At 57.2% G+C, this 19,251-nt stretch carries 37 protein-coding genes, 1 other RNA gene and 1 pseudogene; all 39 read left to right on the top strand.

Annotated elements, in window-relative coordinates; genetic code table 11:
- Window positions 1–85 precede the first annotated feature (85 nt).
- Window positions 86–394 (top strand): 30S ribosomal protein S10, encoded by a 309-nt coding sequence (rpsJ, locus tag ACUVTA_RS03625; RefSeq protein ID WP_445951613.1) that lies wholly within the window; start codon window positions 86–88, stop codon window positions 392–394.
- Window positions 395–426: 32 nt separating this feature from the next.
- A complete protein-coding gene (gene rplC, locus ACUVTA_RS03620; RefSeq protein WP_445951612.1) occupies window positions 427–1,059 on the top strand; it encodes a 50S ribosomal protein L3 in 633 nt (210 codons plus the stop codon).
- A 134-nt stretch (window positions 1,060–1,193) separates the two neighbouring features.
- Window positions 1,194–1,817 carry a 50S ribosomal protein L4 gene (gene rplD, locus ACUVTA_RS03615; RefSeq protein ID WP_445951611.1) on the top strand — a complete coding sequence of 208 codons (624 nt, stop codon included), beginning with the start codon at window positions 1,194–1,196 and terminating at the stop codon, window positions 1,815–1,817.
- A complete protein-coding gene (gene rplW / locus ACUVTA_RS03610; RefSeq protein ID WP_445951610.1) occupies window positions 1,814–2,101 on the top strand; it encodes a 50S ribosomal protein L23 in 288 nt (95 codons plus the stop codon). Before rplD ends, rplW begins: the two co-directional genes overlap by 4 nt.
- 17 nt (window positions 2,102–2,118) lie before the next feature.
- The gene (gene rplB, locus ACUVTA_RS03605; protein ID WP_445951609.1) at window positions 2,119–2,943 is read left to right on the top strand and encodes a 50S ribosomal protein L2; all 825 of its coding nucleotides are present in this window, start codon (window positions 2,119–2,121) and stop codon (window positions 2,941–2,943) included.
- Window positions 2,944–2,957: 14 nt separating this feature from the next.
- A complete protein-coding gene (rpsS, locus tag ACUVTA_RS03600; protein ID WP_334110880.1) occupies window positions 2,958–3,242 on the top strand; it encodes a 30S ribosomal protein S19 in 285 nt (94 codons plus the stop codon).
- Window positions 3,243–3,254: 12 nt separating this feature from the next.
- Window positions 3,255–3,611, top strand: a complete 357-nt coding sequence (gene rplV / locus ACUVTA_RS03595) for a 50S ribosomal protein L22 (RefSeq protein WP_445951608.1) — start codon at window positions 3,255–3,257, stop codon at window positions 3,609–3,611.
- 3 nt (window positions 3,612–3,614) lie between these two features.
- On the top strand, window positions 3,615–4,295 hold the full coding sequence (gene rpsC / locus ACUVTA_RS03590) for a 30S ribosomal protein S3 (protein ID WP_445951607.1): 681 nt from the start codon (window positions 3,615–3,617) through the stop codon (window positions 4,293–4,295).
- A complete protein-coding gene (gene rplP / locus ACUVTA_RS03585) occupies window positions 4,273–4,704 on the top strand; it encodes a 50S ribosomal protein L16 (protein WP_123931363.1) in 432 nt (143 codons plus the stop codon). Before rpsC ends, rplP begins: the two co-directional genes overlap by 23 nt.
- Entirely contained in the window at window positions 4,694–4,894 is a 201-nt protein-coding gene (rpmC, locus tag ACUVTA_RS03580; protein WP_123931365.1) for a 50S ribosomal protein L29, read from the top strand. The genes rplP and rpmC overlap by 11 nt, the downstream gene beginning before the upstream one ends.
- A gap of 17 nt (window positions 4,895–4,911) precedes the next feature.
- A complete protein-coding gene (gene rpsQ, locus ACUVTA_RS03575) occupies window positions 4,912–5,214 on the top strand; it encodes a 30S ribosomal protein S17 (RefSeq protein ID WP_445951606.1) in 303 nt (100 codons plus the stop codon).
- Window positions 5,215–5,289: 75 nt separating this feature from the next.
- Window positions 5,290–5,658, top strand: coding sequence for a 50S ribosomal protein L14 (gene rplN / locus ACUVTA_RS03570; protein ID WP_445951605.1), 369 nt, complete (start codon window positions 5,290–5,292; stop codon window positions 5,656–5,658).
- Between the two features lie 29 nt (window positions 5,659–5,687).
- Window positions 5,688–6,005 carry a 50S ribosomal protein L24 gene (rplX, locus tag ACUVTA_RS03565; protein ID WP_445951604.1) on the top strand — a complete coding sequence of 106 codons (318 nt, stop codon included), beginning with the start codon at window positions 5,688–5,690 and terminating at the stop codon, window positions 6,003–6,005.
- A 46-nt stretch (window positions 6,006–6,051) separates the two neighbouring features.
- The gene (gene rplE, locus ACUVTA_RS03560; RefSeq protein WP_445951615.1) at window positions 6,052–6,594 is read left to right on the top strand and encodes a 50S ribosomal protein L5; all 543 of its coding nucleotides are present in this window, start codon (window positions 6,052–6,054) and stop codon (window positions 6,592–6,594) included.
- 21 nt (window positions 6,595–6,615) lie between these two features.
- Window positions 6,616–6,801: a type Z 30S ribosomal protein S14 gene (locus ACUVTA_RS03555; RefSeq protein WP_445951603.1), complete on the top strand. Its 186-nt coding sequence runs from the start codon at window positions 6,616–6,618 to the stop codon at window positions 6,799–6,801.
- Between the two features lie 20 nt (window positions 6,802–6,821).
- A complete protein-coding gene (gene rpsH / locus ACUVTA_RS03550; RefSeq protein ID WP_445951602.1) occupies window positions 6,822–7,220 on the top strand; it encodes a 30S ribosomal protein S8 in 399 nt (132 codons plus the stop codon).
- Window positions 7,221–7,234: 14 nt separating this feature from the next.
- Entirely contained in the window at window positions 7,235–7,783 is a 549-nt protein-coding gene (gene rplF, locus ACUVTA_RS03545) for a 50S ribosomal protein L6 (RefSeq protein WP_445951601.1), read from the top strand.
- 14 nt (window positions 7,784–7,797) lie between these two features.
- Window positions 7,798–8,166 (top strand): 50S ribosomal protein L18, encoded by a 369-nt coding sequence (rplR, locus tag ACUVTA_RS03540; RefSeq protein ID WP_445951600.1) that lies wholly within the window; start codon window positions 7,798–7,800, stop codon window positions 8,164–8,166.
- An 18-nt stretch (window positions 8,167–8,184) separates the two neighbouring features.
- Complete coding sequence (gene rpsE, locus ACUVTA_RS03535; protein ID WP_445951599.1) at window positions 8,185–8,697, top strand: 30S ribosomal protein S5; 513 nt, start codon at window positions 8,185–8,187, stop codon at window positions 8,695–8,697.
- A complete protein-coding gene (rpmD, locus tag ACUVTA_RS03530; protein ID WP_445951598.1) occupies window positions 8,697–8,879 on the top strand; it encodes a 50S ribosomal protein L30 in 183 nt (60 codons plus the stop codon). The genes rpsE and rpmD overlap by 1 nt, the downstream gene beginning before the upstream one ends.
- Before the next feature lie 25 nt (window positions 8,880–8,904).
- On the top strand, window positions 8,905–9,342 hold the full coding sequence (gene rplO, locus ACUVTA_RS03525; protein ID WP_445951597.1) for a 50S ribosomal protein L15: 438 nt from the start codon (window positions 8,905–8,907) through the stop codon (window positions 9,340–9,342).
- Window position 9,343: 1 nt separating this feature from the next.
- Complete coding sequence (gene secY, locus ACUVTA_RS03520) at window positions 9,344–10,609, top strand: preprotein translocase subunit SecY (protein ID WP_445951596.1); 1,266 nt, start codon at window positions 9,344–9,346, stop codon at window positions 10,607–10,609.
- Window positions 10,610–10,619: 10 nt separating this feature from the next.
- Window positions 10,620–11,366 carry a type I methionyl aminopeptidase gene (gene map, locus ACUVTA_RS03515; RefSeq protein ID WP_445951595.1) on the top strand — a complete coding sequence of 249 codons (747 nt, stop codon included), beginning with the start codon at window positions 10,620–10,622 and terminating at the stop codon, window positions 11,364–11,366.
- A 12-nt stretch (window positions 11,367–11,378) separates the two neighbouring features.
- Window positions 11,379–11,672, top strand: a complete 294-nt coding sequence (locus ACUVTA_RS03510) for a KOW domain-containing RNA-binding protein (RefSeq protein WP_445951594.1) — start codon at window positions 11,379–11,381, stop codon at window positions 11,670–11,672.
- A 37-nt stretch (window positions 11,673–11,709) separates the two neighbouring features.
- Entirely contained in the window at window positions 11,710–11,928 is a 219-nt protein-coding gene (gene infA / locus ACUVTA_RS03505) for a translation initiation factor IF-1 (protein ID WP_123931389.1), read from the top strand.
- Between the two features lie 143 nt (window positions 11,929–12,071).
- Complete coding sequence (gene rpmJ, locus ACUVTA_RS03500) at window positions 12,072–12,185, top strand: 50S ribosomal protein L36 (protein WP_123931391.1); 114 nt, start codon at window positions 12,072–12,074, stop codon at window positions 12,183–12,185.
- A 14-nt stretch (window positions 12,186–12,199) separates the two neighbouring features.
- On the top strand, window positions 12,200–12,571 hold the full coding sequence (gene rpsM, locus ACUVTA_RS03495) for a 30S ribosomal protein S13 (RefSeq protein ID WP_445951593.1): 372 nt from the start codon (window positions 12,200–12,202) through the stop codon (window positions 12,569–12,571).
- A 12-nt stretch (window positions 12,572–12,583) separates the two neighbouring features.
- Window positions 12,584–12,970, top strand: coding sequence for a 30S ribosomal protein S11 (rpsK, locus tag ACUVTA_RS03490; RefSeq protein ID WP_334109688.1), 387 nt, complete (start codon window positions 12,584–12,586; stop codon window positions 12,968–12,970).
- Between the two features lie 15 nt (window positions 12,971–12,985).
- Window positions 12,986–13,612 carry a 30S ribosomal protein S4 gene (rpsD, locus tag ACUVTA_RS03485; RefSeq protein ID WP_445951592.1) on the top strand — a complete coding sequence of 209 codons (627 nt, stop codon included), beginning with the start codon at window positions 12,986–12,988 and terminating at the stop codon, window positions 13,610–13,612.
- A 32-nt stretch (window positions 13,613–13,644) separates the two neighbouring features.
- Window positions 13,645–14,589, top strand: coding sequence for a DNA-directed RNA polymerase subunit alpha (locus ACUVTA_RS03480; RefSeq protein ID WP_445951591.1), 945 nt, complete (start codon window positions 13,645–13,647; stop codon window positions 14,587–14,589).
- Between the two features lie 69 nt (window positions 14,590–14,658).
- Window positions 14,659–14,997, top strand: a complete 339-nt coding sequence (rplQ, locus tag ACUVTA_RS03475) for a 50S ribosomal protein L17 (protein ID WP_445951590.1) — start codon at window positions 14,659–14,661, stop codon at window positions 14,995–14,997.
- Window positions 14,994–15,788 (top strand): tRNA pseudouridine(38-40) synthase TruA, encoded by a 795-nt coding sequence (gene truA / locus ACUVTA_RS03470; protein WP_445951589.1) that lies wholly within the window; start codon window positions 14,994–14,996, stop codon window positions 15,786–15,788. Before rplQ ends, truA begins: the two co-directional genes overlap by 4 nt.
- Window positions 15,788–16,021 (top strand): hypothetical protein, encoded by a 234-nt coding sequence (locus ACUVTA_RS03465; RefSeq protein WP_445951588.1) that lies wholly within the window; start codon window positions 15,788–15,790, stop codon window positions 16,019–16,021. Before truA ends, ACUVTA_RS03465 begins: the two co-directional genes overlap by 1 nt.
- A gap of 12 nt (window positions 16,022–16,033) precedes the next feature.
- Entirely contained in the window at window positions 16,034–16,495 is a 462-nt protein-coding gene (locus ACUVTA_RS03460; protein WP_445951587.1) for a hypothetical protein, read from the top strand.
- Window positions 16,496–16,592: 97 nt separating this feature from the next.
- On the top strand, window positions 16,593–17,054 hold the full coding sequence (gene smpB / locus ACUVTA_RS03455) for an SsrA-binding protein SmpB (RefSeq protein WP_445951614.1): 462 nt from the start codon (window positions 16,593–16,595) through the stop codon (window positions 17,052–17,054).
- Between the two features lie 10 nt (window positions 17,055–17,064).
- Window positions 17,065–17,421, top strand: a transfer-messenger RNA (tmRNA) gene (ssrA, locus tag ACUVTA_RS03450).
- A 118-nt stretch (window positions 17,422–17,539) separates the two neighbouring features.
- Window positions 17,540–17,998: a hypothetical protein gene (locus ACUVTA_RS03445; RefSeq protein ID WP_445951586.1), complete on the top strand. Its 459-nt coding sequence runs from the start codon at window positions 17,540–17,542 to the stop codon at window positions 17,996–17,998.
- Between the two features lies 1 nt (window position 17,999).
- The gene (locus ACUVTA_RS03440; RefSeq protein WP_445951585.1) at window positions 18,000–18,986 is read left to right on the top strand and encodes a hypothetical protein; all 987 of its coding nucleotides are present in this window, start codon (window positions 18,000–18,002) and stop codon (window positions 18,984–18,986) included.
- A gap of 47 nt (window positions 18,987–19,033) precedes the next feature.
- Window positions 19,034–19,251 (top strand): annotated as a pseudogene (locus tag ACUVTA_RS03435) (hypothetical protein); the annotation flags it as partial.

Here is a 19,251-nt window from a genome sequence, read left to right as displayed (position 1 = left end):
CCGCGAGGGCGGCCGCACGGTCGGCGCCGGTGTGGTGACCGGGGTCAAGGAGTAATCCTTTCCTTACAGGAGGATTTAGGAGATAATGGCAGGACAAAAGATAAGGATCAGGCTTAAGGCCTTTGACCACTATATGCTTGACCAGTCGGCGCAGAAGATCGTAGAAACGGCTAAGCGGACTGGCGCGACGGTGGCGGGTCCAATTCCTTTGCCGACGGAGAAGAGCATTTACACGATTTTACGTTCGCCGCACAAGGATAAGGACTCGCGCGAGCAGTTTGAGATCAGAACCCATAAGCGGTTGATCGAGATCCGCGAAGCCACGCCGAAGACGGTTGATTCGCTGATGCGTCTGGATCTGCCGGCTGGGGTGGATATTGAGATCAGACTGTAGAAGTATATGAGGCTCTCTTCGTTGGAGGTGGTTTGATGAAGGGCATTCTCGGGAGAAAGCTCGGGATGACGCAGTATTACACCCCGGCGGGCGAAGCGGTAGCGGTAACGGTGATTGAGGCGGGGCCGTGTGTGGTGGTCCAAACCAAGACGAAGGAAAAGGACGGCTACGAGGCCGTGCAGGTAGGGTTTGGGGATAGGCCCGAACGGCTCGTTAATAAACCCCTAAAGGGACACTTTGCCCGCGCCGGCGTAAAACCCCTCCGTTACCTCCGGGAGTTCCGGGTTAAAGATGCCGGAGCCTACGCGGTGGGGCAGGAGATCAAGGTCGATATCTTTAGCCCGGGTGAGCGAGTAGATATCACCGGAACGAGTAAAGGGCGCGGTTTTGCCGGGGGTATTAAGCGACACGGTTTCCACCGGGGGCCAATGGGGCACGGTTCCAAATATCACCGCCGTCCCGGTGCTTTGGCAGCGAAAGGGCCCGCTAGGGTCTTTAAGGGCCGGCGCCTACCCGGGCATTACGGGAACGAACGGGTTACCGTTCAGAATCTCGAGGTAGTTAAGGTGGACCCCGAACGAAACATCTTGATGGTTCGGGGGGCGGTTCCGGGTAACCGTGGCGGCCTTTTGATCATCAAGGAAGCGGCAAAGCAGGAAAGGTAGGTTGGGGCAATCAAATAGGGTTGAGAAGTGACGTGCTGGCGGATTACCCCGCTACAGGTGGTACGCGGGTAAGGCAAGAGTAGAGGCCAGCAAGTTGTAACGACCGAAGGAGAACCGTTGAGGAGGAGATGGGCTTGGCCAGAGTGAGCGTTTATAATATGGGGGGCGAGCCGGTCGGCGAGGTTGAGCTTCGGGACGACATTTTCGGTGTTGCTGCGAATCCGGCGGTGCTGCATGAGGTGGTAGTGATGCACCTTGCCAACCGGCGCCGCGGGACGCACGACACGAAGACCCGGGCTGAGGTTTCGGGCGGCGGTCGTAAACCGTGGCGCCAGAAAGGTACCGGGCGTGCCCGTCACGGTAGCATTCGCTCGCCTATTTGGCGCGGTGGGGGCATTGTCTTTGGGCCGCATCCCCGGGATTACGGCTACAGGCTACCCAAGAAGGTTCGCCGCCTCGCTTTAAAGTTTGCTCTTTCGGAGAAGGTGCGGGCTGGGGAACTGGTGGTAGTCGATACGTTTGCGTTGCCGGCGCCGAAGACCAAAGAGGCCTTGAATTTTCTGGTGCGCTTTGAGGCTTCTGAAGGGGCGCTATTGGTTGGCGCTGCTCCGTCGCGCGAAATGAAGTTGGCGGTGGCCAACATTACGGGGGTTAAGTTTGTACCGGTGACCGACCTTAACGTTTACGACATCTTGCGCTACCCGAAGCTTATTATGACCAGGGAAGCGCTGGCGCGGATAGAGGAGGCGCTAAAGTGAAGAGTCCACACGACATCCTGATACGACCGGTGGTTACCGAAAAGAGCATGGCTTTATTAGCGGAGAATAAGTACACCTTCTACGTAGATCCAAAAGCTACCAAGACCGATATTAAGAATGCGGTAGAAAAGGTATTCAACGTTAAGGTCCTGAAAGTCAATACGCTGAGAGTAAAAGGGAAAGTAAAGCGGGTGCGGCGCGCGCTCGGGAAGGCTCCGGATCGTAAAAAGGCGATTGTTACTTTGCAGCCCGGAGATAAGATCGAGATCTTTGAGGGGCTTTAGGGAAAGGAGGGATTAAGGTGCCGGTTAAAAAATACAAACCGACATCGCCGGGCAGGCGCTTTGTGACCGTCTCTACTTTTGAAGAGATAACCAAAACCGAGCCGGAACGCTCCCTTTTGAAACCGCTCAAACGGAAGGGCGGGCGGAATAACCAGGGCCGGATTACGGTTCGCCATCAGGGTGGAGGCCACAAGCGAGCGTACCGGGTGATTGATTTTAAGCGCGATAAAGACGGGATTCCGGCGAAGGTGGTGGCGATAGAATACGACCCGAACCGGTCGGCCCGGATTGCCCTCCTCCATTACCGGGATGGAGAGAAACGCTACATCATTGCTCCGGCTGGGCTGGAGGTCGGTCAGACAGTTGTTTCCGGCCCGGACGCGGATATTAAGGTTGGTAACGCGCTACCGTTGCGGAATATCCCGGTAGGTACCATCATCCACAATATCGAATTAAATCCGGGTGAGGGTGCGAAGTTAGTACGCTCGGCTGGGGCGTCGGCGCAGCTAATGGCGAAAGAAGGCGACTATGCGACGATCCGGATGCCTTCAGGAGAGATGCGGTTAATCCGGCTTGACTGCCGGGCGACGATTGGGCAGGTAGGCAACGAAGAGCACGAAAACATTTCCATCGGTAAGGCCGGCCGCGCTCGCTGGATGGGTATTAGACCTACGGTGCGGGGCGTCGTTATGAATCCGGTAGATCACCCGCACGGCGGTGGCGAGGGTAAGTCACCGATTGGGCGGAATCCGGTAACTCCGTGGGGTAAGCCAGCTCTCGGTGTGCGGACGCGGAAACCGAAACCGAGCGACCGCCTCATCTTGAAGCGGCGTTACGAGTAAAAGGGGGAGTGGCAATGGGACGTTCACTTAAGAAAGGGCCGTACTGCGATCCCAAGCTGCTTAAAAAAATTGAGGACCTAAACGCCCGGGGCGAAAAGCGGGTTATTAAGACCTGGTCGCGGCGTTCCACCATCTTCCCTCAGATGATTGGGCATACGATTGCGGTTTATGACGGGCGCAAGCACGTGCCGGTTTACATTACGGAAGAGATGGTGGGGCACAAGCTTGGTGAGTTTGCGCCGACCCGCACTTTCAGAGGGCACGGCGCCCACACTGAGCGCTCCACGGCGTTGAAATAGGGGGGTTTCGGGATGGCCGAAGCAGTAAAAGAGGCAAGGGCTACCGCCAAGTACTTGCGTGTTTCACCCCGGAAGGCTCGGCAGGTGGTTGACCTGATTCGAGGGAAAAGGGTCGGCGAGGCTCTGAGCATTCTGCGGTTTGTGCCGCGCAAGGCCGCCAGAATGGTGGAGAAAGTGGTCCGGTCGGCGGTGGCCAACGCAGAGCATAATTATGACCTTATTCCGGATGAGCTTTTTATCGTGCGGGCGTACGTCGATCAGGGCCCGTCGCTGAAGCGCATCCGGCCGCGGGCCTACGGCCGGGCCAATATCATCCGCCGCCGCACAAGCCACATTACTGTGGTGGTCGGCGAAAGAAAGGAGGGGTAGGGTTTGGGTCAGAAGGTTGATCCGCGAGCTTTAAGGCTCGGTATTAACCGGGATTGGAACGCTAAATGGTTTGCCGATAAGAAAGATTTTGCTAAATATCTTCTCGAGGATGTAAAGATCCGGAAGTTTATCAAGGAGCGCCTCCGCCAGGCAGGCATCTCCACGATTCAGATTGAACGGACAGCGAACCGGATCCGGATTTTTATCCATACGGCGAAGCCCGGAATCGTGATCGGGCGGGGCGGCGCGGAGGTAGAGCACCTGCGGAAGGAACTGGAACAGCTGACCGGGAAGCACGTGAACGTGAATATCGTGGAGATCAAGGTTCCCGAGCTTGATGCCCAGCTGGTGGCGGAGAACGTTGCCCAGCAGATCGAGCGCCGGGTGGCTTTCCGCCGGGCGATGAAGCAGGTGGTATCGCGGGCGATGCGGATGGGCGCGAAAGGCATCAAGGTTGCTGTGAGCGGGCGCCTGGCGGGAGCGGAGATCGCCCGCACTGAATGGTACAGCGAGGGTAAGGTGCCCCTGCATACGCTGCGGGCTGATATAGATTACGGTTTTGCCGAAGCGATGACTACCTACGGCAAAATCGGGGTAAAGGTCTGGATTTACAAAGGCGAGATCCTGCCGGAGCGGGCTGCAGAGCGAGGAGGTAGGGGAAGTGCTACAGCCGAAAAGAGTTAAATTTAGGAAGCAACACCGGGGCCGGATGACTGGGCAGGCCAAGGGTGGTACTACGGTCCATTTCGGTGAGTATGGTCTTCAGGCCCTGGAGCCAGCCTGGATCACTGCCCGGCAGATCGAGGCGGCACGGATCGCGATGACCCGTTACGTCCGCCGGGGCGGGAAGGTATGGATCAGGATCTTTCCGGATAAGCCCGTGACGGCTAAACCGGCTGAAACGCGTATGGGAAGTGGGAAAGGGTCACCGGAATACTGGGTAGCAGTGGTAAAGCCCGGCCGGATTCTCTTCGAGATCGGCGGGATACCCGAGGAGGTGGCCCGGGAAGCTATGCGGCTGGCGGCGCACAAGCTACCCATCAGAACCAGGTTTGTGAAGCGTGAGGAAGCGGGTGAGGTCAGTGAAGGCTAAGGAGATCAGGGGGTTAACGGCTGAGGAACTGGTGCGGAAAATCGCCGATTCGAAGGAGGAGCTTTTCCGACTGCGCTTTCAGCTTGCGACCGGCCAGCTGGATAACGTGATGAAGATCAGGGAAGTAAAACGGCGTATAGCGCGGTTGAAGACTATCTTGCGCGAGCGAGAGCTCGGCATTAGGAGTTGAAGAGGAGGTCTGACCTTATGGAGCGCGGACGGCGCAAGGTGCGCGTGGGACGCGTGGTGAGCGATAAAATGGATAAGACGGTTGTGGTGGCCGTAGAAACCCTGGTCCGGCATCCACTTTACCAGCGGACGGTTCGGCGGACCAAAAAAGTGAAGGCGCATGATCCAGAAAACGCCTGTCGGGTAGGCGACAAGGTAAGGATCATGGAATGCCGGCCCCTTTCCAAAGAGAAGCGCTGGCGGGTAGTGGAGATCATCGAGCGTGGCAAGCGTTTCGACGTGGTGCCGGATACGGCGTTGGAGATTTCGGACAATGGCTAAGCCGGCGGGTGGGTTAGCACTGTAGGGCGGCTTCGCGTTGGTCCGGTATTTGGTTCGCGGAAGGAGGGAGCTAAATTGATCCAGGTGCATACGATCCTAAACGTGGCAGATAACACCGGCGCGAAGAAGCTGATGTGTATCCGGATTCTTGGCCATGCCCACCAGCGGTACGCTGGGGTTGGCGATATTATTGTCTGTTCCGTTAAAGAGGCGTCGCCCGGGGGTGTGGTTAAGAAGGGGGATGTGGTAAAGGCGGTTGTGGTCCGGACGAAGAAAGAGATGCGGCGTCCGGACGGGTCGTATATCAAGTTTGACGAAAACGCGGCGGTGATTATCAAAGATGACAAAAGCCCGCGGGGAACGCGAATTTTCGGTCCGGTAGCCCGGGAGCTCCGGGAGCGAGACTTTATGAAAATAATCTCGCTTGCCCCAGAAGTCTTATAGGTTGTCTGCGGGTTTTAGGGGGTTGTAAGATGCCTAAGGTACACGTGAAAAAAGGGGATACCGTTTTGGTGATTAGAGGTAAGGATGCGGGTAAAAAGGGCAAGGTCTTGAGCGTCCTACCGCAAAAGCAACGGGTAATTGTAGAGAAGGTAAATATTGTAAAGCGTCATTCCCGCCCGACGCGGCAACTCCCCCAAGGGGGCATTATCGAGAAGGAGGCCCCTATTCATGCCTCCAACGTGATGCTTGTCTGCGGGAAGTGTCACCGGCCTACCCGGGTCGGCCGGCGCTTTTTGGAGGACGGGACGAAGGTCCGGTTCTGCAAGAAGTGTGGCGAGGTGCTGTAGGGTGCGGGAAGTGGCTGTTAAGGAGGGCAAGACCGCGGTGTCACGTGTGTCACGGTTAAAGGAGAAATACCGGAATGAAGTCGTGCCGGCGCTTATGGAGAAGTTCGGCTACAAGAACGTAATGGAAGTCCCGCGGCTCGCTAAGGTTACGATAAACATGGGCTTGGGTGAAGCTATCCAGAACCCGAAGGCAATAGACGCGGCGATTGAGGACTTGAAGGCGATTACGGGGCAGAAGCCTGTGGTAACGCGGGCGAAAAAGTCGATCGCGGCCTTTAAGCTTCGGGCGGGGATGCAGATCGGCGCGAAGGTAACCCTCCGGGGGGAGCGGATGTACGATTTCGTTGATAAGCTTTTCAATATCGTCTTACCGCGCGTCCGCGACTTTCGGGGTGTGCCACCGAAGGTCTTTGACGGCCGGGGGAATTTCACCTTGGGCTTACGGGAGCAGATTATCTTCCCGGAGATCGATTATGACAAGGTCGACCGGGTGCGGGGGATGAATGTAACCTTTGTGACGACGGCGAAGACTGACGAAGAAGCCCGGGAGCTCTTGCGTCTTCTGGGTATGCCTTTCGCCGCGTCATAGCCTTAGTAAAGGAGGTACAGGATGGCCAAAAAATCGCTAATTGCTAAGGCCCAGCGGCCGCCTAAATTTGAGGTCCGGCGCTATAACCGTTGCAAGCTCTGCGGCCGGCCGCGGGCTTACATGCGGAAGTTTGGCGTTTGCCGGATATGCTTCCGGATGCTGTGCTACCGGGGCGAAATCCCGGGTATCCGGAAGGCGAGTTGGTAAGGGAAGGGGGTTGTTTTACCGTGGTTATGACTGATCCCATTGCGGATTTCTTGACCCGGATCAGGAATGCTAATATGGTTTATCGCAGCACGGTAGAGATCCCGGCTTCCAGGGTGAAGATTGCGCTAGCCTCGGTGCTGAAAGACGAAGGCTTCATTAAAGACTATGAGGTCATCGAGGATAACAAGCAGGGGATTATCCGGATCTACCTGAAGTACGGGGCGAATAAAGAACGGGTAATCAGTGGGTTGCGGCGCATTTCCAAACCCGGGCGGCGGGTCTACGCGCGCAAGGACCAAGTCCCGCGCGTGCTAGGTGGTTTTGGGATAGCGATACTTTCCACTTCGAAGGGCATCATGACCGACAAGCAGGCGCGAAAGCTTGGGCTTGGCGGTGAAGTTATCTGCTACGTCTGGTAGCGGGGAGGTGGCGTATGTCGCGAATCGGCAAAAGACCCATTCCTTTGCCGCAGGGAGTGGAGGTCACGATAGAAGGTAACAGGGTGGCGGTTAAAGGCCCGCTCGGGACGCTCGCGAGGGAGTTTCCCGAAGGGATAACTATCGAAAAACAAGACGCGGCACTCTTGGTCCACCGCCGTTCAGATGAACCGCGGGACAGGGCGCTGCACGGACTAAGCCGGACGCTGCTGAATAACATGGTGGTCGGCGTGACGCAAGGCTTTACAAAGGGGCTCGAGATAGTGGGGGTAGGTTACCGGGCGGCCAAGCAGGGACGTAAGCTTACCCTCACCGTCGGCTATTCGCACCCGGTGGAGATCGAGTCTCCAAAGGGAGTAGAGATTGAGGTGCCGGCACCCAACAAGATTATCGTAAAAGGTGCCGACAAAGAGAAAGTTGGGCACGTAGCGGCTTACATCAGAAGCGTGCGCGAGCCGGAGCCTTACAAAGGCAAGGGTATCCGTTACGAAGACGAGGTTATCCGCCGGAAGGCCGGTAAGGCTAGCGGTAAAGGGAAGAAGTAAGGAGGGAACGAAGTTTGGGTTTTAACAAACCTGACCGTAAGGAGTTGAGGGAACGGCGCCGGATGAGGGTCCGGAAAAAGGTTCACGGTACCGCTGAGCGCCCGCGGCTCAACGTCTTCCGAAGTCTGAAGCATATCTATGCGCAGGTCATCGATGATGACCGCGGTATTACCTTGGTGGCAGCTTCTTCGCTTTCGCCGGAGTTGCGGGGCAAGATTAACGGTGGTAATATTGAAGGTGCGGCTGCGGTCGGTAGGCTTATTGCCGAGAAGGCAAAGGCGAAAGGGATCAATAGGGTGGTTTTCGACCGCGCCGGTTACCTTTACCACGGACGAGTAAAGGCCCTTGCGGACGCAGCTAGGGAAAACGGGCTGGAGTTTTAAGAAAAAGGGGGGAAAAGGGTGGAGAGCATCGACGCCTCGAAACTTGAACTTACGGAAAAGGTCGTTTCGATCAGGCGGTGCGCCAAGGTCGTTAAAGGGGGCCGGCGGTTTAGCTTCTCGGTTTTGGTGATCGTCGGCGATGGTCAAGGCCACGTAGGTGCGGGACTCGGTAAGGCGGGCGAGGTGCCCGACGCGATAAAAAAGGGGATTGAAGACGCTAAGAAGAACCTGATTAAAGTGCCAATGGTAGGAACGACGATTCCTTACGAGGTCGTAGGGCATTTTGGCGCCGGTAAGGTACTTTTAAAGCCAGCGGCTCCTGGTACCGGAATCATCGCGGGTAGTGCTGTCCGGGCGATCCTGGAGCTGGCGGGGGTAAAGGATATCCTTACCAAGTCGCTGGGAACGAATAACCCGCACAACATGACGCGGGCAACCTTTGACGCTCTCAAAAAACTGCGCGACCCGGACGAAATCAGGCGTTCGCGCGGCCTGCTTGGCCAGGACTACGTGGCTAGGAGGGAAGCGTGATGGGAGAGATGAGAATCACCCTTGTGCGGAGCACTATCGGCGCTACTAAGAAACAGCGGGCGACCGTAGCGGGTCTGGGGCTCCGCCGGGTTAACCAGAGGGTGGTGAAGCCGAGTAACGCCGCACTTAAGGGGATGGTAGCAAAGATTCATCATCTCGTCCGGGTTGAAGAGTCAGGTTGAAGAGTCATAAGGAAGGGGGTTAAGCATGCGGCTATCAGATTTGAAGCCTGCTCCCGGAGCACGCCGGAAGCCTACCCGGAAAGGGCAGGGTATCGGTTCAGGGCTAGGTAAGACGGCAGGGAGAGGCCACAAGGGGCAGAAGGCCCGTTCCGGCGGCGGGGTGCGTCCCGGATTCGAAGGTGGTCAGATGCCGTTAGCGCGCCGGATGCCCAAGCGTGGCTTTACTAATATTTTTAAGAAGGAATACGTGATTGTGAACCTCGGCCAGCTTAACCGGTTTGAAGATGGTACAGTGGTGGGGCCGGAGCTGCTCCGTGAGGCTGGTCTTATCAAAAAGAGAGGCGCGGTAAAGATTCTAGGGTCTGGCGAACTGAAAAAGGCGCTTACCGTCAGAGCCCATGCCTTTAGCCAGGGGGCCGCGGCGAAGATAGCGGCGGCAGGCGGTAAAGCCGAGGTGATCTAGGATGGCGGGGCTCGCGGGTATCAAAACGGCGGTTAATTTACAGGACCTCCGGACGCGACTCTTTTACACCATCGGACTGCTACTTATCTTTCGTCTGGGAGCGCACATTCCGGTTCCCGGGGTTAACCCGGCGGTGGTCGCCAAGCTTATTGAAAGCGGCGCGCTCTTCGGCTTTTTTGACGTGATTTCTGGTGGGGCGTTTAAAAACTTTTCGGTCTTTGCGATGAGCATTACGCCGTATATCAACTCGTCGATCATCACGCAGCTCTTAACGGTGGTAATTCCGTACCTTGAAAAACTCGCTAAAGAGGGCGAAGAGGGGCGCAAGAAGATTACCCAGTATACGCGGTACGGGACCGTAATCCTGGCCTTTCTGCAGGCGATCGGCATGGCGCTCTTTCTCCGGGGTGCGCTTCTACACCCGGGTTTCTTTAGCTACCTGGTGGTAGCTATTAGCCTCACTGCGGGGACGGTCTTCCTGATGTGGCTCGGGGAGCAGATCACCGAGAAGGGGATCGGCAACGGGATTTCGCTCCTGATTTTTGCCGGTATCGTCTCCCGGATTCCGGCTGGCGGCGCCCGGGTACTCGATTACCTGCAGGCGGGAACGATTAATATTTTAAGCGTGGTGCTCCTGGTAGTCATTGCGGTGGCGGTGATTGCTGGAATAGTAGCCGTAAACGAGGCGCAACGGCGGATTCCGGTGCAGTACACCAAGCGAGTGGTCGGCCGGAAGGTTTACGGAGGGCAGAGCACGCACCTACCGCTGGGGGTGAATATGGCGGGCGTGATTCCCGTAATTTTCGCCTCCTCGCTCTTAATGTTTCCGGAACAGGTAGCCGGATGGCTGAAGGGTAATGTGGTGGCGGACTGGTACATGCGCTATTTTCACTGGGGGTCCGCAGCGCACACGATAATCTACGCACTGCTTATTATTGGGTTCACCTATTTTTACACGGCGGTAATCATGAACCCGCTCGACGTGGCCGAGAACATCAAGAAGTACGGCGGGTTCATTCCGGGAATCCGCCCCGGGCGGCCTACCGCAGAGTATATTAGCCGCGTGATGACGCGTATCACCCTGGCGGGTGCGGTTTTTCTGGCGTTAATCGCCATCCTGCCGAACTTTGTACTACTGGCGACGCGGATTCCGCATATCTACTTCGGCGGGACGGCTTTGCTAATCGTTGTAGGTGTGGCTCTCGAGACGATGAAGCAGCTTGAGGCCCATCTCTTGATGCGGAGTTACCAGGGGTTTATCAAGTAGGGTTAGCGGGATGATCTATAAAAAGTCCGAGCGAGAACTTGGTTATATGCGCGACGCGGGGCGGATCGTAGCCCTTACCCTGCGGGAATTAGAAAAAGCGATTAAGCCCGGGGTTACTACGGGGGAGCTTGATGCCATCGCCGAGGCGTTTATCCGGCGGCAGGGGGCGACGCCAGCCTTCAAAGGCCTTTATGGGTACCCAGCCAGCATCTGCACCTCCGTAAACGAGCAGGTGGTGCATGGGATACCGGGGACACGGCGGCTGCAGGAAGGTGACATCATCAGCATCGATGTCGGAACGGTGTTGAACGGCTACTGCGGCGATGGTGCGGCCACCTTTCCGGTAGGGAGCATAAGTCAAGCGGCCGCGCGGCTCTTGCGCGTTACCGAAGAGGCCCTTAGGAAGGGCATCGAACAGGCGGTTACCGGCAACCGGTTGTCGGATATCTCCCACGCCATCCAGCAGTGGGTGGAAAGCCACGGCTTTTCGGTGGTCCGTGATTTCGTGGGCCACGGCATCGGTAGAAAGATGCACGAAGAGCCGCAGGTACCTAATTTCGGGCCGCCAGGGCGCGGCCCGCGGCTGGAAGCCGGGATGACGCTAGCGATAGAGCCAATGGTTAATGAAGGTAATTACGAAGTCCAGGTCCTTGAGGATAACTGGACAGTAGTTACCAAGGATGGCAAGCTATCAGCGCATTTCGAACATACCGTGGCTGTCAAGGACGGGGCGGCCGAGATTTTGACCCGCCTGTAAGGGGGGACGAGAGTGCCGGGCGAGGAGCTGAATAAACTCCAGCCGGGCCGGCTTGTGAGTTCGAAAGCCGGGCGCGATCGCGGGCGTTACTACCTTATTTATGAGGTGCTTTCCGACCGCTTGGTTAGGGTTGTCGACGGTACGGGGCGGCGGATCGAGAACCCAAAAGAGAAGAATGTGAAGCACTTACAGTTTCACGCTCCGGTAGCGGTGACGGTGGCTGAAAAGTTAGCGCGGGGCGAGCGGGTGACCGATGCGGAGATTAGACAGGCGCTAGAGCGCCTGGTAGACAAAGATAAAAGTTAAAACAAAGAACCGACCCTGTAACCAAAAGGAGGGCTCCATGTCGAAACAGGATGTTATCGAAGTAGAGGGTACGGTTATCGAGCCTCTGCCGAACGCGATGTTCCGGGTCGAACTGGCTAACGGGCATAAGGTTTTAGCCCACGTCTCCGGGAAAATCAGGATGCATTTTATCCGGATCTTGCCCGGGGATAAAGTGATGGTGGAACTTTCGCCTTATGATCTGACCCGGGGCCGTATCGTCTACCGGTACAAGTAAACTAAGCGTGGCCTAGCAGCGTGGTGTCAGGTTACCGGCTGGATATAAATAGGGCGATAAGCGGTGCGGGATTACGAGCCCGGCGTACCGCGCGGGGCTTCGACCGGTATTTTTGCTCACTTTTTAAAGGGGAGGCGCAAGCAATGAAGGTGCGGCCGTCGGTTAAGGCGATTTGCGAAAAGTGCAAGATAATCCGGCGGAAGGGGAAAGTGATGGTTATTTGTGTCAACCCGAAGCATAAGCAGAAGCAGGGTTAAGGAGGTGAAGGAAGTTGACGCGTATTGCGGGTGTAGATTTACCGAAGGATAAGCGGGTGGAAATCGGGCTCACCTACATTTACGGCATCGGTCGCTCCACCGCGAAAAAGATCCTGGCAAAGACAGGGATTAACCCGGATACCCGGGTGAAGAACCTTACCGAAGAAGAGATAAGCCGGTTACGCGAAGTTATCGACCGGGAGTACAAGGTCGAAGGCGATCTCCGGCGGGAAGTAGCTCTGAATATTAAGCGCCTAATGGAGATCGGTTGTTACCGGGGTTTACGCCACCGGCGGGGCCTCCCCGTGCGGGGACAACGTACCCGGACCAATGCGCGTACCCGGAAAGGCCCGCGCCGCACGGTTGGCGTTCGGAGAAAGAAATAAGGAGGGTAACGGATGGCGCGACGTGCGCGAACGAAGAAGAAAGAAAGAAAAAATATCGAACAGGGTATAGCCCATATCAAATCAACATTTAACAATACCATTATTACGATTACGGATAATAACGGCAACACGGTATCCTGGGCTAGTGCCGGTACGGTGGGCTTCAAAGGGAGCCGAAAGAGTACACCGTTTGCGGCTCAGTTGGCTGCTGAGAAGGTGGCGCGAGAGGCCATGGAACACGGAATGAAAGAGGTTGCCGTGTTAGTGAAAGGTCCGGGCGCCGGGCGGGAGGCGGCTATCAGATCGCTTCAGGCGGCCGGCCTGCAGGTAAGTCTGATCAAGGACGTAACGCCTATTCCACATAACGGCTGCCGGCCCCCAAAGCGCCGGCGCGTATAGGAGGTAAAGGGAAAAGTGGCACGTTATACTGAGGCTCGTTGCCGGCTCTGTCGCCGGGAAGGGGTCAAGCTTTATCTCAAAGGCGACCGGTGTTATAGTAATCGTTGCGCCATGGAGCGGCGGAATTACCCTCCGGGACAGCACGGTCGGACGCGGCGGAAAGTTACAGAGTACGCCTTACAATTGCGGGAAAAACAAAAACTTCGCTGGATTTACGGAGTCTTAGAGGCCCAGTTCCGAAACTATTTCGAGAAAGCTGAGCGGCAGCAGGGGATCACCGGCGAGAACCTTTTGCGCCTACTAGAGCGGCGTCTCGATAACGTGGTTTACCGGCTCGGTCTGGCGAGTTCCCGCGCCGAAGCCCGGCAACTCGTGCGTCATGGTCACTTTCAGGTCAACGGGCGAAAGGTTAATATTCCTTCGTACCTGGTAAGGGTTGGTGACCGGATCAGCGTCGCGCCAAATTCGAAAGAGTCGCCGCGGATTAAAGAGTTGATGGAACGGGCGGCCCAGAATATTCCACCGGCCTGGTTAAGCTACGATGCGGACGCGGCGACGGGGGAGGTCCTGGCTTATCCTGCCAGAGACCAGATCGACGTTCCGGTGCGGGAGCAGCTGATTGTCGAGCTCTACTCACGGTAACGCCGGAAGAGGCTGGTTTAAGGGGGCTTTTTATGTTAGAAATTGAAAAACCCAGGATTGAGTGTGACACCATCTCGCCTGCGGGTGATTTCGGGCGTTTCGTGGTTGAGCCGCTAGAGCGGGGTTTCGGGATTACCATCGGGAACGCGCTCCGTCGGGTACTTCTTTCCTCTATTCCCGGTGCTGCGGTAACGACGGTAAAGATCCAGGGTGTTCTGCACGAGTTCATGGCGGTACCGGGTGTACGCGAAGATGTGACGGAGATTATTCTGAACCTGAAGGGCCTAAAAATTAAGATGCACACTAATGAGGAACGCATCCTCCGTATCGAGGCTACAGGTGAAAAGGTGGTCCGGGCGGCGGATATTATCGGCGACGCCGACGTAGAGATTATCAATCCCGATCACTATATTGCCAGCCTGGCACCTGAAGGGCGCCTCTTCATGGAGATGAAGGTGGTGCACGGAAGGGGTTACGTTCCGGCAGAACGTCAGCAGGCTGAGTTTGTTATCGGGGTAATTCCGGTTGATGCGGACTTTTCTCCCGTGAAAAAAGTGAATTACACCGTTGAAAGTACGCGGATCGGACAGGCCACCGATTTTGATAAGCTGATCTTAGAGGTATGGACCAATGGTTGTGTGCGTCCCGACGAAGCGGTGAGCTTAGCGGCGCGTATCCTGTCGGAGCACTTCCTGCTCTTTACCGGCTTGAGCGAGACGGTGAGTAAGATGTCGATTATGGTAGAGAAAGGAGAGGAGAAGAAGAACCGGCTACTTGATCTGACGATCGATGAGCTTGATCTTTCAGTTCGTTCCTCTAACTGCTTAAAGCGGGCAGGTATACTAACGGTTGAGCAATTGATCCAATGCGACGAGGAGGAAATGAAGAAGGTTCGGAACCTCGGTAAGAAGTCGCTCGAGGAGATTAAGCAGAAGCTAGCTGAGCTTGGGCTTTCCCTCCGCAAAAGCGGCGAGTGACGCTCAAGCTTTAACCGGTGACGGTTTATTCCTTGGACGGATAGATCAGGAAGGGGGTAACGATTAACCGTGGGCTACAGAAAACTTGGCGTGCGGACCGGGCACCGGAAGGCGCTGCTGCGAAACCTGGTTACCGCGCTTTTCCGGGACGGGAGGATTACTACTACCGAACCGCGAGCCAAAGAGGTCCGCAGCATTGCGGAAAAGATGGTTACGCTGGCCAAAAGAGGGGATCTTGCTGCCCGACGGCAGGTTCTCGGTTACATCTACGATGAGGACGTTGTCCGGAAGCTTTTTAGTACCATTGGTCCGCGTTATACTAATACACCTGGCGGGTATACCCGAATCATGAAGCTTGGGGAGCGGCGGGGTGACGCGGCCGAGATGGTGGTTGTAGAATTGGTGTGAGTGGTGCGGGTAATAACCGCTGCTTTGCCCTAAAGGTGGCCTACGACGGGACGCATTTTCATGGCTTCCAGAAGCAGCCAGGTCTCCGGACAGTCCAAGGGGTGCTTGAGACGTGTCTCGCGTCTTTAGCCCGCGGTGCGTCTCCGGTAAAAGGGGCGGGGCGAACCGATGCGGGAGTGCATGCAAAAGGCCAGGTGGTCTCGTTCTGCTGCGGGGACTGGCCGATTCCGGTGGACCGCGTGGTACCGGCCCTTAACGGCGTGCTTCCGGAAGATATCGCCGTTCTGGCGGCAGCGGAGGTGCCACCGGGTTTTCACCCCCGCTACGACGCGATGCGCAAGGTTTACCGTTATACCATTTTTCGGCGGGCAGTACGCTGTCCGCTTTCGCGTCTTTACGCGCTCCATTTCCCCGGACCCCTTGATGTGGCGCGGCTGGCGGAGGCGATGGACCTTTTAGTGGGGAAGCATGACTTTCGCGCCTTTCAGAATACCGGGCGGCCGGTGCAATCGGCTGTGCGTACCCTTTTCACGTGCCGGGTCCAAGAGGATGGGGATTTCCTTCACCTCTGGTTCGCCGCCGACGGTTTTCTCTACCAGATGGTCCGGATCATCGTAGGGACGCTGCTGGAGATCGGGCGCGGGCGGCTCGCGCCTGCGGTAATCAGCGAGGCCCTGAAAAGCGGTGACCGGCGGCTCTTAGGGCCGACCGCACCGCCGCACGGGCTCTGCCTCGAAGCGGTTCACTACCGGCAGGAACTCTTTGCCGGCACGGACGAGGAGGGGTGCTAGTGACGCTGTGGAAGTGTCCGGGGCAGGACCGGCGCGATTTTAAACCGGAGGATGTCATCTTGTCGCCTTGCCCGGCGTGCGGGGCGGAGATAGAATTCTTTCCCGATGACATTATGGTGCGCTGCTCTGCCTGCGGCAAGCTTGCCCGTAATCCCAAGTTTAACCCTGCTTGCGCAGCCTGGTGCGCCTACGCGGATAAGTGTCTTGGTGTAATGGCGGCGGTTTACCGGTAGCAACCGGAGGTCTTGCGGGAGAAGCTGATCGTGGCGGTTAACCGGAGGCTGGCTGGTTTTCCAGCAGTCCGGCAGCGGGCGCTTGCCGCTGCAACTTACGCGGCCGAGCTGGCTCAGCGCGAAGGGGGAGCGCCCTTAGTGGTGACGGCGGCGGTTTTGCTCCAGAACATTGTCCTGGCTGACCCGGAAGCTGCAGGGATGGGACTTGCGGCCCGCGCGCGGGAAGTAATGGCGTCGGTAGGCCTACCGCCAGAGGCGATTGAGGCGGCGGTGGTGGTTCTCGGGGCGCTTGCCGGCGGTCCGGGTACCGGACAGCTTGAGGAGCGACTGGCTCGGGACGCGCTCCGCCTGGCGGACTGGCCCCGGGAAACGGAGGGGAAGGGGCCGTCCGGAGTGGAAGCGCTGGCGGCGAGCTTCGAAACGGCAGCGGGCCGGGAGATAGCGCGGGCGAAGGCAGGCAGAAGGCGTGACTGACAGGGTAACGCCAGACATATTTTGTTATTTCAGGCTGGGGCGGGTTGACGGTGTGAGCTATGGAGGGATATAATAAAACCGAAGGGTTTTGAAGGAGTTGGGAGCCGTGCCGGTAAAGGTGGTTTGCGAAAACCGTAAGGCGCGGCACGATTATTTTATCTTTGAAACCTTTGAGGCCGGCATGGTGCTGACGGGCACGGAGGTAAAATCTCTCCGGGCCGGGCGCGGGAACCTCAAAGAGAGCTACGCCCGGGTGGAGAACGGGGAGCTCTGGCTCTATGACATGCACATCAGCCCTTACGAGCAGGGGAACCGCTTCAACCACGAGCCCAAACGGCCGCGCAAGCTCCTGATGCACAAAGGTGAGATCATGCGTCTCTGGGGGCGGACGCGCGAGAAGGGTTTGACGCTTGTTCCCTTGCGGTGTTATTTTAAGGACGGCAGGGCAAAAGTCGAGATAGCGCTGGCCAAAGGCAAGAAGGTCTACGACCGGCGCGAGGAGATTGCGGCCCGTGAGGCGAAGCGGGAAGTGGAGCGGGCCCTGCGTGGTAAAGAGTAGGTTTGAAAGCGGGGGCGACAGGTTTCGACGGGGGAAGCGGAGGCAAGAGGAGCGAGCCGGGGTTGCTACCAGCCCGTTAAAACGGTGGCAAAAGCATAAACGCCAACAAGCAAGAACTTGCTCTGGCCGCATAAGTTTGGCCAGCATCCTGCGCGCCTTTGCCTGCGGGGCGGGTCGGGGTGTGACGTGAGCAGGCTTGCCTTAAGGCCGGTTCCCGGGGGTCTTTAAGGGAGAACTAACCGGGATAGCGTCCGGTAGAGCCTGGCTGTGGGCGCTGCCGACGCGAAGCGCAGTACACAGCCTGCGCTCGGAGAAACTCTTGTAGCCGGTCCTTCGGACGGGGGTTCGATTCCCCCCGCCTCCACCAATTAGCACACAGAACTCCCGACGAGAAAGGGCGGGAGTTTTTTTATTTTACGCCACGCGTAAAGATTTTTCTCTTTTTCGCCGAAATCATTTTGGGGTTCTAAAGGAGGGATGGCTGTTTGACGGATAGGATAACTGTATCGCAAGAGGCAGAGAACGGTGTCGATTCGTTAGAAAGGAATTGGCGTCGGCGCACCCTTGCGCTCTCCGTTGCCTTTATATTGCTGATGGTCGCAACGGGGCTTGTTGGTATAATAGTTGCAAGATATACCAGTGGCCTTTATCGACACGCGCTTAACCGTCATATCCTTCTGGAACGGGAGCTTCGCTTAACCCTCCTCGCTTTTACCGCCGCCGCTTTCCAGCGCCAGAGATTTCTGCAGAGCCAAAGTCGAGAGGCAGAACGGGAGTTCTACGCTGGGCTGGACGATTTTTACCGGCATTTAAAGCGTTTAGACAAACTTGCAGCGGGTGAGATCCCGGCAGCTGTAATCCACACGCTCGAAGGGGCGATGGAGGATTACCGGCGCTTCGCCGAAAGACGCCGAAAGAAGTGTAGCGGCAAGGCGGGAGGGTAACTTGCGGGAGGCAGAAACGTTTTACGAAGGCGAGTTAGCCGCCTGCCGGCAGGACATCTTCAGCGCCGGCGAGCGCATCGGGGCGGCGATCGAGGCCCACAACCAGGGAACCGACCGTCAGGCAGTAGTGGCGTTGCGGTGGTTGGCGGTCGCTAAAGGTGTTTTGGGGTTGGCCTTTGCGGCTTATTTTGGTCTCTGCGTTATTACTTTCCGCCAGGTTAACCGGTTAGTCCAAGAGTTGGCAGGGGTACGGCGGTTAAGTGAGCAAGGCGGCATCGGCGGTAAGTTCGAGCAGTTGCTCACCCTGCTGAATGCCCGGCTGGCGGAGTTGCAGGATGTTGCTGTAAGGCTGGGGAAGAAGACGCGCTATCTGCGCGGGGCGGTAGATACGTTGGCGGAAGAAGCGGAACAGGCGGCTGGGGTGGTAATGAATACTACCTGGGTGGCGTTTCAGGCGGCCCGGGACGCCGAGATGGTTTCAGCCGGTTCGATAACGCCTTCGGATACGGCCAGCGTGGTCACCCGGAGGATCGCCGAAGAAACGGCAAAGCTCGCTACAGTTCTCGAGGAAGTGGACGGCCTTCAGGAGACTCTCGAACGAGCCTGTATGGTGCTCCGACGTCTGGAGGCGGCGGTGAGCGAGGGGAAGGAGCTTAACGGGTTCCGGCAGGAGATCGCCAGATTGGCGGCACTTTTGCATCCCGAAGGCGGTGCTACCGGCGAAGCGGTCCGGTGCATAACGGAAGCGCTCGGCTCCTTCCGAGAGACCCTCGGGGTACTTGAGCAGTGGTGGGGAGAAGAATTCCGCGGTTTGATGCAGCGCCTCTTGGCCCTGAAGGAGCAGGTAACCGGTCTTGGCGCGATGGCCGAGCAGCATACGGCGATGGTCGAAGAGGTCACCTCCTCGATTTATGTTGTCGCCCAGATGACAGAGGAGCTTGAAGCGCTGGCGGCACAATTTAAAGGGGACAAAGGGCAAAGCGGTTAACGAGAGCCTTCGGGCGGACAAGATAAAAAAGATTCCCGACCCGAAGGGTGAGTGGTTTGGGCTTACTTGAAGTGGTGGCCCGTACGGTCATCATCTACTTTGTGGTGCTGCTCATAGTCCGCCTTATGGGAAAGCGCGAAATCGGGCAACTTTCGCCTTTTGATTTCGTGGTGGCGATCGTCATCGCGGAGGTGGCCGCCCTGCCGATGGAGCAGCCAGAGATTCCGCTCCTACGGGGTCTGGTTCCCCTTTTCGTCCTCGTGAC

Source organism: Thermodesulfitimonas sp., from assembly GCF_052743955.1.
This window is presented reverse-complemented; position numbering and strand designations above follow the sequence as displayed.